The sequence below is a fragment of the Kitasatospora sp. NPDC127060 genome, assembly GCF_042724935.1.
GTDB lineage: Bacteria > Actinomycetota > Actinomycetes > Streptomycetales > Streptomycetaceae > Kitasatospora.
Genome location: NZ_JBHXEG010000143.1, coordinates 1 through 11,296, shown reverse-complemented (window position 1 = coordinate 11,296; position 11,296 = coordinate 1). Strand labels below are relative to the sequence as shown.

Annotated in this window: 6 protein-coding genes and 1 pseudogene; 5 read left to right on the top strand and 2 right to left on the bottom strand. The window is 74.9% G+C overall.

Annotated elements, in window-relative coordinates; all coding sequences use genetic code 11:
• Window positions 1–334 precede the first annotated feature (334 nt).
• Both ACFWIS_RS39565 and ACFWIS_RS39560 read left to right on the top strand, forming a co-directional pair.
• Complete coding sequence (locus tag ACFWIS_RS39565) at window positions 335–496, top strand: hypothetical protein (protein ID WP_380460521.1); 162 nt, start codon at window positions 335–337, stop codon at window positions 494–496.
• Window positions 497–715: 219 nt separating this feature from the next.
• Window positions 716–4,072: a S8 family serine peptidase gene (locus ACFWIS_RS39560; RefSeq protein WP_380460519.1), complete on the top strand. Its 3,357-nt coding sequence runs from the start codon at window positions 716–718 to the stop codon at window positions 4,070–4,072.
• A 26-nt stretch (window positions 4,073–4,098) separates the two neighbouring features.
• On the opposite strand, the gene ACFWIS_RS39555 is transcribed toward ACFWIS_RS39560, so the two are convergent.
• Entirely contained in the window at window positions 4,099–6,570 is a 2,472-nt protein-coding gene (locus tag ACFWIS_RS39555) for a YfhO family protein (protein WP_380460517.1), read from the bottom strand.
• A 187-nt stretch (window positions 6,571–6,757) separates the two neighbouring features.
• Between ACFWIS_RS39555 and ACFWIS_RS39550 the strand changes: the two genes are divergently transcribed.
• The 3 genes from ACFWIS_RS39550 to cimA all read left to right on the top strand — a co-directional run bounded on the left by ACFWIS_RS39550 (window position 6,758) and on the right by cimA (window position 11,131).
• On the top strand, window positions 6,758–7,795 hold the full coding sequence (locus ACFWIS_RS39550; protein WP_380460515.1) for a 3-isopropylmalate dehydrogenase: 1,038 nt from the start codon (window positions 6,758–6,760) through the stop codon (window positions 7,793–7,795).
• 214 nt (window positions 7,796–8,009) lie between these two features.
• Window positions 8,010–9,122, top strand: coding sequence for a branched-chain amino acid aminotransferase (locus tag ACFWIS_RS39545; RefSeq protein ID WP_380460513.1), 1,113 nt, complete (start codon window positions 8,010–8,012; stop codon window positions 9,120–9,122).
• Between the two features lie 386 nt (window positions 9,123–9,508).
• Complete coding sequence (cimA, locus tag ACFWIS_RS39540) at window positions 9,509–11,131, top strand: citramalate synthase (protein ID WP_380460511.1); 1,623 nt, start codon at window positions 9,509–9,511, stop codon at window positions 11,129–11,131.
• Between the two features lie 88 nt (window positions 11,132–11,219).
• On the opposite strand, the pseudogene ACFWIS_RS39535 reads toward cimA, so the two are convergent.
• Window positions 11,220–11,296, bottom strand: a pseudogene (locus ACFWIS_RS39535) (ATP-binding protein); the annotation flags it as partial.

Genomic DNA, 11,296 nt, shown 5'->3' with positions numbered 1-11,296 from the left:
GCGCTGACCAGGGCCCGGACCCCCGTTCCGACGGCGGTCCGGGCCCTGCTGCGTTCTCCCGGGTGGTCCCCGTCTCAGATACTAGGAAATCCAAGTATTCGTGCAGACACGGTCGGGCCGGGGTCGTACCGTGGAAGGGCCATACGGTGTGCCGCCCCTGTAGCCAGGGTTTGCGGCCCGTGTGCGCGTGCGCCCCCACGGGCAGGCGACCCCTGCCCCGCGCGCCCTCCCCGTCGCCCGTCGGCACCCTTCTCGGGGCGCGCCGTGCGCGACACCCCTGGTTCTCCCGTCCCTCCCACCGCGCCCAGCGCGGGCCGCTTCCAAGGAGCCCGGCATGCCCACCACCGCCGACCGCCACGCCACTTCCGCCCCCGCCGCCACCCCCGTCCGCGCCCCGCGCCGCCGCCGGGCCGCCGAGCGGAACCCCTTCGCCGCCGCCGCGCTGCAGCGCTCGCTGGACCGCCGGGACAACGGCGGCTCCACCGGCCACAGCTGAGCGCGGGCACCGTCGGCGTTCATCGGCCTACTGGGCCGATCGGGCTGGCGCGGCGTCACCCCGTAGAGTGCAACTGAGGTCCGTCCGAGGGAACTTGCTCGCCCTCATCATCGCGATCATCCTAATTTGGGGCCCCCGGAAGGGTGATCGACGTCCGCGCGGGCGGGCGTCAGCGACACGGTGTGCGGATCAGTGCCCCTTCCCGGGGGAGAGGGCCCAGTGCGTCTGCCACCCGTCCACCGACCGATCGCCCGGATCGGCCTCACCCTGGCTCTGCTGGCCGGAACCGCGGCACTCGCCGCCACCCCGGCCGCAGGCGGTCCGCCCAGCGCGGGGCTGCCCAGTGCGGGACCGCCGGGCGGGGGCCGAACGGCCTCCGTCCTGCTCGAACTCACCACCGAGGCGGCCGGCCCCGCCTGGCGGCGTGCCGCCGAGGGCGCGCGGCGGGCCCAGCGTTCGCCGGAGGCCGTCCGCCGGGAGGCCGCCCAGGCCGGCGCCGGCCAGCGGTCCCGGGCCGGGGACGCGCTCGACCGGCTCGCCGAGGCCGTCCACCACGCGGCGCCCGCCGCCCACGAGCTCTACCGCACCCGCACCCTGCTCACCGGCCTGGCCGTCAGCGCCCCCGCCGACCGGCTGCCCGCGCTGCGGGCGCTGCCCGGGGTACGGGCCGTCCACCCGATCGTCAACAAGCAGCGCGACAACGCCTACTCCGTCCCGCTGACCGGCGCCCCCCAGGTCTGGTCCGGCGACGCGGCGGTGGCCGGGAACACCGGCCAGGGCGTCCGGATCGGCATCATCGACAGCGGCATCGACTACACCCACGCCGACTTCGGCGGCCCCGGCACCGAAGAGGCCTTCCGCTCGGTCGAGCGCGGCAAGCCCGCCCCGGCCGCGCTGTTCCCCAACGCCAAGGTGATCGGCGGCAAGGACCTCGTCGGCGACGACTACAACCCCGACCCGGCAGCCCCGAACCACCAGCCGGTGCCGCACCCCAGCGACAACCCGCTGGACTGCGTGCGCAACGGGCACGGCACCCACGTCGCCGGCACCGCGGCCGGGTACGGCGTCACCGCCGACGGCCACCCGTACACCGGCCCGTACCGGCCCGGACTCGACCCGGGCTCCTTCCGGATCGGCCCCGGCGCCGCCCCCGGCGCCCAGCTGTACGCGATCCGGGTGTTCGGCTGCGACGGCTCCACCGACCGGCTCGCCCAGGCGCTCGACCTGGCCGCCGACCCGAACGGCGACGGCGACCTGGGCGACCGGCTCGACGTGGTCAACCTGTCCCTCGGCAGCCGCTTCGGCAGCCCCGACGACGCCGACGCGCTGGCCGTCGACCGGCTCGTCGAACTGGGCACCGCGGTGATCGCGGCGGCCGGCAACGAGGGCGACGTGTACGGCATCGGCGGCAGCCCCGGCACCGCCGTCCGGGCGATCACCGTCGCCGCCTCCGTGCACGGGCACGCCGACGTGGACGGCATCACCGTGCTCGCCCCCGCCGAGCTGGCCGGGGTCGTACCCGGCCACTGGAGCGAGCGCTACCAAGGCTGGACCGGCACCGAGGTCAGTGGCGGACTCGCCGTACCCGTCGACCAGGCGGACGGCTGCGGTGAGTTCAGCGCGGCCGACAAGCAGCGGCTCAAGGGGCGGATCGCGGTGCTCACCTGGCGCACCCGCGACCCCGACCGGGCCTGCAACTCCGGCCCGCGCGCCGACCACGCCGCCGACGCCGGGGCGATCGGCGCGCTCTACGCCGCCGACACCGACCACCTCGCCGAGATCTCCGGCGACGACCGGATCCCGGCCGTCCTGCTCGGCCGCGCCGACGGCGAACGGCTGCTCAAGGCCGCCGCCGCGGGTGACGTCCGGGTCCGGCTCGCCGCGCCCGGCAACCCGCTGCACGGCTCGGTCGCGCAGAACCAGCCGGACCGGGTCGACACCCTCACCGACTTCACCTCCCGGGGCATCGGCCTCCCCGGCGTGGTCAAGCCCGACCTCGCCGCCCCCGGGGAGACCATCTGGTCCGCCCTGGTCGGCAGCGGCACCGGCGGGGAGCGCGAGAACGGCACCTCGATGGCCACCCCGCACGTCGCCGGGCTGGCCGCGCTGGTCCGCGCCGCACACCCGGACTGGCCGGTCGAGCAGGTCAAGGCCGCGCTGATGAACACCAGCACGGACACCTACCTCGGCGACGACCACGGCGGCCCGGTCTACGGGCCCGAGCGCACCGGCGCCGGCCGGGCCCGGGTCGACGGGGCGGTCCGTACCCCGGTCGTCGCCTACGCGGCGGGGGAGGGCGCCCCGGCGGGCAGCGTCGGCGTCTCCTACGGGCCGGTCGAGGTCAGCGGGCCGACGGCCCTCGACCGAACGATCGAGCTGCACAACTACTCGTCCGAGCCGCAGAGTTACCGAACCGGCTACGCGGCGGCCACCGAACTGCCGGGCGCCGCCTTCGAGGTGGCGCCCGCCGTGGTGGACGTTCCGGCCGGCGGCACCGCGCGGGTGCGGGTGACGCTGTCCGTACCAGGGAAGTTGGGCCGCGCGCCCGACCCGACCATCGACACCGTGCAGGGCGGTCGGGCCCGCAGCTACCGCGGCGAGCTGTCCGGACGGGTGCTGTTCAGCCCGGTCACCGACCAGGCCCTGCCGCAGTTGAGGGTCCCGGTGTTCGCCGCCCCGCGCCCCACCGGCGACCTCGGCGCCACCGCCGCCGTCCGGACCGCCCGGGACGGGACCCTCGTCACCCTCGGCGGCAGCGCCGCCCCCGGCGAGGCGCCCGGACTGGTCAGCGCCCTCTCCCTCGGCGGCGAGGACGACCGCTGGCCGGACTGCCCGCCCGGCGGCGGCAAGGCCGTGGGCCCCGGCGCCGGAATCCGGCCCGAGGACGGCCAGGACGCGGCCGAGCAGCACCGCGACCTCTGCGTCGAACACCCCGGCGACCGGGCCGCCAACCTGCGGGCCGCGGGCGCGGCCGCCGACTCCGACCTGCTGTACGTGGGCGCCCGGCTGTGGGCCCCGGCGGCCACTCCGGTCGGGCTGTACGGGGTGCGGGTGTCGCTGGACACCGACGGGGACGGCGTCACCGACGTCATCCTCAAGGCCGACCGGCTGCGCGGCAGCGACGTCCTGGTCTCCCGCGCCCTCGACGCCCGCACCGGCGCCGAACTCGACGTCCAGCCGCTCAACGCCCACTGGGGCGACACCGACACCGAGCTGCTGGACAGCGACGTCGTGGTCCTCCCCGTCCGGCTGAGCGCCCTGCCCGGCGTCGCACCCGGCCACAGCACCGTCCACTACGGCGTCTGGACCGGCGTCGCGGCGCCCGGGCAGCCCGACCCGGCGGAGGCCTTGTCCGCCATCGGCCTGCGCGGGACCGGCCCCACCGTCCCGCTGGACGTCCTGCACCCGGCCCTGAACGTCCGGACCGGCCTCGACGGCCCGCCCGCCGTGGTCACCCCGGCCGGCCCCGGCACCGTCCTCGACGTGCACCGCACGCCGGGCGACACCTCCCGGCTGCTGCTGCTCCACCACCTCAACCCGGCCGACCGCCGGGGCCAGGTGATCGACCTGCCGTAGCCCCCGCCGTGGTCCTGGCCGCCCGGCTACGACCGGGCGGCCAGCCGGCGTTCGCGGCGGGGAGTGCGGGTGGGACGGCGGGAGAGGCGGGCGAAGACGGCGGCCAGGGCGAGCACGGCGGCCGTGCCGGTGGCGACGGTCAGCCCCTCGGTCAGGCCGGGCGGACGGAAGACACAGGCGATCCGGTCGGCGCCGCCGCCGAGCGGGACGCCGATCATGCCGAGCACCGGGGTGGGGGCGGTCCCGCTGCCGCCGTCGGTGGCGCAGGTCCAGCCCTCGGTGGCGGGGACGGACAGCAGCGCGGTGCCGGTGGAGCCCGGGGGGAGGACGGCGGTGAGGGTGTGTCCGCCGGCCCGGACCCGGGTTTCGCCGGTGGCGGTGAGCCGGGTGACCGCGGCGGCCAGGGCGTCGGACCGCAGGCAGCCGATCGGGCGGGCGGGCACCTGGCTGACGACGTCCGAGCGCAGCGTCACCCGGACCACCCCGTCGGCCGGGACGGTCCCCAGTCGGTGGACGGCCACCGCCGTGGTGGGCTGCTCGCCGTCGCTGCGGTAGTCGGTGCCCAGGCCGCTGACCGTGCCCCGGTACCAGACCCCGTGGAAGTACGCCGTCGAGCCCGGGGTGCAGGCGGCGGTGAACACCGTGCCCTCCCCGCCGCCCGGCACCGACCAGCCGCTGGTGCCGTGCAGGGTGGGCGCCGGGCCGCCCGCCGGGACGGGCAGCGGGGCGTCGTACACCTGGCTGCCGAGAAGTGACTCCTGGCGGGCCCAGACCGAGGAGGTGGCGGTGCGGGCACCCGGCGGCAGCACGGTGACCAGCGGCGGAGCCACGGCCCGGACGGCGGTGAAGCCGTACGGCGGCGGCCCCTCGTCCAGGTGGGCGCGGATCCCGAACAGGGCCTGCCCGACCGGGTCGGTGACGCTGCCGGTCTGCCGCCCGCCGGCCGTCCAGCCGGCGCCCAGGTCGTGCAGCAGCAGGGCGGCGACGGTCGGCAGGTAGCCGCTGGAGTAGCCGCCGCCCTGGCCGTTCAGCAGCAGCGGGTCGTTCGGGGTGAGGGTGTGCGGGCCCGGGTCGCTGCGGCCGTCCGGCCAGTCGGCGCCGGCCCGGACGGCGGCGTGCCCGGCCCGGACGGCGGCCGGGGACACGCTGTCGTCCGGGGCCGCGCCGAGCGCCGCGTACCCGGACCAGACGGCGTTGCCGAGCACCGCGCCGCCGATCACCCAGGTGGCCACGGCGTTCGCCCGCCGGTCGGTGTGCCGGCGGTCCAGCACCCAGAGCGCGGCCAGCAGGACGGTGCCGCCCAGGCCCAGCAGGACCCAGGTGGAGGCGGGCACCGAGCGCCGGGCGGCCACCAGGACGGCGATCACCGCGACCAGGGCGGCGCCGCCCAGCAGGGTGAACCGGTCCGGCCGGTGGGCCAGCGAAACCCAGCCGGCCATCACCAGCAGTCCACTGAGCACGAAGGACACCCGGTACGGCCCGCCGGCCGGGATCGCCAGCCCGTGCCAGACCAGCACGGTCGGCGTCCAGAGGAAGCTGAGCACCACCAGCAGCAGCGCCACGGACCAGGCCGCCCGCTCGCGGAGCCGCACCCGGCGGTTGAACGGCAGCCCGCACACCAGCAGCAGCCCGAGCACCCCGATCGCCACGTCCGGCAGCGGGCGCCCGGTGGTGGCGGGCAGCAGCTGGGCGAGGTGCCCCTCGAAGCCGGACGGGCCGAGCGGCCGCACCGGGGACTCCGGCTGGGCGCCGCGCGCGGCGCGGACGGCGACGAACAGCACGGGGGAGGCGAGCAGTAGCCCGGCGGTGGTCAGGGTGACGGCCCGGCCGGTGCAGCGGACCCGGTGCCGGAAGGTGCGCGGGGTGGCGAACAGCCTTACGGCGAACAGGAGTCCGGCGACCGCGGTGGCCAGTGCGGCGGTGTACAGGTTGCCCGCCCAGGCGAGCGCGACGCACAGCGAGCCGGCCACCCAGCGGCGCTCGTGCAGGCACCAGTCCCCGACCAGGCCGAGCAGCGGCAGCGAGACCAGGCCCCACAGCCACATCGGCGCGCCGCCGCCGACGTCCAGCACCCAGGCGCAGAGCCCGTACCCGACGGCGGTGGGCACCCGCAGCCAGCGCGGGCCGGGGTGCAGCCGGCCGAGCAGGTGGGCCATCAGGGCGGTGCCGAGGCCGATGGTGGCCAGGGTGACCAGGAAGACGGCGAGCTGTCCCTGGTCGCGGGGGAGCAGAGCGGTCGGCCAGGAGAACGGGTTCATCAGGTAGGCGAAGAAGTCGGCCAGGAACGGGACGCCGTAGCCGCTGTTCCAGTTGAACAGGAGGTCCCCGGCGGCCTGGCCGTGCAGCAGGTCCCACAGGTGCGCGTGGTACGGCACGGCCACCGCGCCCGCCCCGCCCGGCCACCGCCCGCGCAGCCCCGCCGCCAGCGCGAACCCGCCCGCCGCCAGCCCGGCCGCCGCCCCGCAGACCAGCACCTCCCGCCGCCGCTCGGCCTTCACCCACGCGCCCCGTTCTGCCAGGAATCCCGGACCACGCCACCCTAAGCGCGCCCCCGGCGCACCACGGGCCACCCGCGCTCCGTCGAAGGAGTGACGCAGCGTCGGAGGCGGGCGGGTCGTCATCCGAAGGAGTCCGAATGCTGGACGTGAGGTGTCAGTACCTGGGACGGCGGAGTAGGGTCCGAGCATGTCTCGCACCATTCGTCTCGCAGTTGTCCCGGGTGACGGCATCGGCCAGGAAGTCGTGGCCGAGGGCCTGAAGGTCCTGGCGGCCGTCCTTCCCGCCGACGTGAAGCTGGAGACCACCGAGTACGACCTCGGGGCCCGGCGCTACCACCGGACCGGGGAGACGCTGCCGGACGCCGTGCTGGCGGAGCTCAAGGGCTTCGACGCGATCCTGCTGGGTGCCATCGGGGACCCGAGCGTGCCGTCCGGGGTGCTGGAGCGGGGACTGCTGCTGAAGCTGCGGTTCGCCTTCGACCACCACATCAACCTCCGGCCGGGCCGGCTGTTCCCGGGCGTGGAGTCCGTGCTGGCCGGCCGCCCGGAGATCGACTTCGTGGTGGTCCGCGAGGGTACCGAGGGCCCGTACGTCGGCAACGGCGGCTCGCTGCGCACCGGGACGCCGCACGAGGTGGCCACCGAGGTCAGCCTGAACACCGCGTACGGCATCGAGCGCGTGGTGCGCGACGCCTACCGCCGGGCCCAGGCGCGGCCGCGCAAGAAGCTCACCCTGGTGCACAAGAACAACGTGCTGGTGCACGCCGGGCACCTGTGGTCTCGGATCTTCGCCGAGGTCGGCCGGGAGTTCCCCGAGGTCACCACCGACTACCTGCACGTGGACGCGGCCACCATCCACCTGGTCGCCTCGCCGGAGCGCTTCGACGTCATCGTCACCGACAACCTGTTCGGCGACATCCTGACCGACCTGGCCGCCGCCGTGACCGGTGGCATCGGGCTTGCCGCGAGCGGCAACATCAACCCGAGCGGCGAGTTCCCGGCCATGTTCGAGCCGGTGCACGGCTCGGCCCCGGACATCGCGGGCCAGGGCAAGGCCGATCCGACCGCCACCGTGCTGTCGGTCGCCATGCTGCTGGAGCACCTCGGCTTCGCCGCCGAGGCCGCCAAGGTGGAGGCCGCCGTCGCGGCGGACCTCGCCGCGCGGGCCGGCGCCCGCTCCACCTCCGAGGTCGGCGACGCGCTCGCCGAGCGAGTAGCCGGCTAGCGGCCGGACCCCCCGAGCGGATCCGGCCAGGTGGGCCGGACCGCATAACCGCAGCTTGCAGCTCCCCAAGGAGCGGGCAGCTGTTCGGCACGGCCCTCTGGATGCGAGTATCGACAGTGGGCCGTGCCGTTGTGCGTCCGTTCCGGCGTTGGATCGCCGTAACGTTCCTTCGGCGGTGGCGGCCCGAACGAACCCCACGGTGAAGGAAACAGCCATGAGCACGCCCACCCAGGCGCCCATCTCGTTCGATCTCAAGCCCTCCGCCCACCCGCTGTCCGCGGCGGAGCGCGAGGCCCGGCTGACCAACCCCGGCTTCGGCCGTGTCTTCACCGACCACATGGTCACCATCCGCTGGACCGAGGGCCGTGGTTGGCACGACGCGCAGCTGGTTCCGTACGCGCCGGTCGAGATGGACCCGGCGAACATGACCCTGCACTACGGTCAGGCGATCTTCGAGGGCCTGAAGGCCTACCGCCAGGCCGACGGCTCCATCGCGACCTTCCGTCCCGAGGCCAACGCCCAGCGCTTCCAGGCCTCGGCCCGCCGGCTGGCGATGCCGGAGCTGCCGGTGGAGGCCTTCGTGGAGGCCGTCGAGCTGCTGGTCCAGCAGGAGCGGGCGTGGGTCCCGAACGAGCCGGAGCAGAGCCTGTACCTGCGCCCGTTCATGTTCGCCACCGAGGTCGGTCTGGGTGTCCGTCCGGCGAACTCCTACCTGTTCATGATCATCGCCTCCCCGGCCGGCGCCTACTTCCCGGGCGGCGTCAAGCCGGTCTCGGTCTGGCTGTCCAAGGAGTACGTCCGGGCCGCGCCCGGCGGCACCGGCGCCGCCAAGTGCGCGGGCAACTACGCCGCTTCGCTGGTCGCCCAGGCGCAGGCCGCCGAGAAGGGCTGCGACCAGGTGGTCTGGCTCGACGCCGCCGAGCACCGGTGGGTCGAGGAGATGGGCGGCATGAACCTGTACTTCGTCTTCGGCGAGGGCAAGGACGCGAAGATCGTCACCCCGGAGCTGTCCGGCGCGCTGCTGCCCGGCATCACCCGTGACTCGCTGCTGCAGCTCGCCGGCGACCTGGGCTACGCGGTCGAGGAGCGGAAGATCTCCACCGACGAGTGGCAGCAGGCCAACGCCGACGGCACCCTCACCGAGGTCTTCGCCTGCGGCACCGCCGCCGTGATCACCCCGGTCGGCTCGGTGAAGTCCGCCGCCGCCGACTGGACCGTGGGCACCGGCGAGCCCGGCCCGATCACCATGGAGCTGCGCCGCGCCCTGCTGGCCATCCAGGGCGGCCAGCAGCCGGACACCCACAACTGGCTGCACAAGATCGTCTGATCCACGGACGCCGGCACCCCCTCCGGCCTGCCCTGTTCCGCATCGCGAGACGGGCGGGCCGGATCCCGGAGGGTGTGCCACACTGCCAGCGTGTCCTCGCTTTCGCTGATTATTAGCAGCAGGCGCGCCGGTCCGCAGTGACCGCTCCCGCAGGACCCGATGCGGAGCGACCACGAGCGTCCAGACCCGCGCGCAGACCTCTCGCACCCGCGAGGGGTCTTTTCGCTTTTTGGGCACCGCCCCATTGAGCACAGCCATCGGACCGGCCGACGGCCCCCACAAGGGGCCCGGGGACACCGGGGCCGCGCGCGGGATCCTGGACAGTGGAGCCGGGACGAGAATCCGGCAGAGCAGTACGAACCTCCCCGAACGGAGAACCAGGGGCCATGACCGAGGTCAGCCGTACCGACGACAGCTTCCACGTGTTCGACACCACCCTGCGTGACGGCGCGCAGCGGGAGGGCATCAACCTGACGGTGGCGGACAAGCTGGCCATCGCCCGGCACCTGGACGAGTTCGGGGTCGGCTTCATCGAGGGCGGCTGGCCCGGGGCCAACCCCCGGGACACCGAGTTCTTCGCCCGCGCCGCCGCCGAACTGGAGCTGCGCAACGCCCGGCTGGTCGCCTTCGGCGCCACCCGCCGGGCCGGCGGCAAGGCGGCCGAGGACCCCCAGCTGGCCGCGCTGGTCGCCTCCGGCGCGCCGGTCGTCACCCTGGTCGCCAAGGCCCACGACCGGCACGTCGAACTGGCGCTGCGCACCACGCTGGACGAGAACCTGGAGATGATCCGGGACAGCGTGGAGTTCCTGCGGGCCCAGGGTCGGCGGGTCTTCCTCGACTGCGAGCACTTCTTCGACGGCTACCGGGCCAACCGCGAGTACGCCCTCGCGGTGGTGCGCACCGCCCACCGGGCCGGGGCGGACGTGGTGGTGCTGTGCGACACCAACGGCGGGATGCTGCCGGCCGGCGTCCGGGACACCGTCGCGGACGTGATCGCGGCGACCGGCGCCCGGATCGGCATGCACGCCCAGGACGACACCGGCTGCGCGGTGGCCAACACCCTGGCCGCGGTGGACGCCGGCGCCACCCACGTGCAGTGCACCGCGAACGGCTACGGCGAGCGGGTCGGCAACGCCAACCTGTTCCCGGTGGTCGGCGCGCTGGAGCTGAAGTACGACCGCCGGGTGCTGCCCCCGGGTCGACTGGCCGAGATGACCCGGATCTCGCACGCGATCGCCGAACTGGTCAACCTGGCCCCCTCCACCCACCAGCCGTACGTCGGCTTCTCGGCCTTCGCCCACAAGGCGGGCCTGCACGCCTCCGCGATCAAGGTCGACCCGGACCTGTACCAGCACACCGACCCCGAACTGGTCGGCAACACCATGCGGATGCTGGTCTCGGACATGGCCGGGCGGGCCTCGGTGGAGCTCAAGGGCAAGGAGCTCGGCTACGACCTCTCCGCCGACCGCGACCTGGCCGGCCGGGTGGTGGCCAAGGTGAAGGAGCAGGAGAACCTCGGCTACACCTACGAGTCCGCCGACGCCTCCTTCGAGCTGCTGCTGCGCGACGAGGTGCGCGGCAGCCGGGACCGCTTCTACCGCCCGGAGTCCTGGCGGACCATCAGCGAGCAGGGCCCGGAGGGTGTTTCCGGCAACGAGGCGACGGTGAAGCTGTGGGCCAAGGGCGAGCGCCGGATCGCCATCGGTGAGGGCAACGGCCCGGTCAACGCGCTGGACCAGGCACTGCGGACGGCCCTGGAGGGCATCTACCCGCCGCTGGCCACCTTCGAGTTGGTGGACTACAAGGTCCGCATCCTGGAGGGGCAGCACGGCACCGGCTCCAAGACCCGGGTGCTGATCGAGTCCACCGACGGCGCCGCGACCTGGTCCACGGTCGGGGTGGCCGACAACGTGATCGCCGCCTCCTGGCTGGCCCTGGAGGACGCGTACACCTACGGTCTGATCCGGGCCGGGCTGGAGCCGACCGAACGGTCCGAGCGCTCCGCGTAGTTCGCCCAGCCCAGCCCCGCCCAGCCCCGCCCCGACTCCCGTCGGCCCACCGGACTTCACCCGGTCCGGTGGGCCGTGGCTGTGGTGGTCAGCGGAGTCGGGCGAGGAGGGCGTGTTCGACGAGGGTGATGAGGGCGCTCTTGGCGCTGTCCCGGCGGCGGGCGT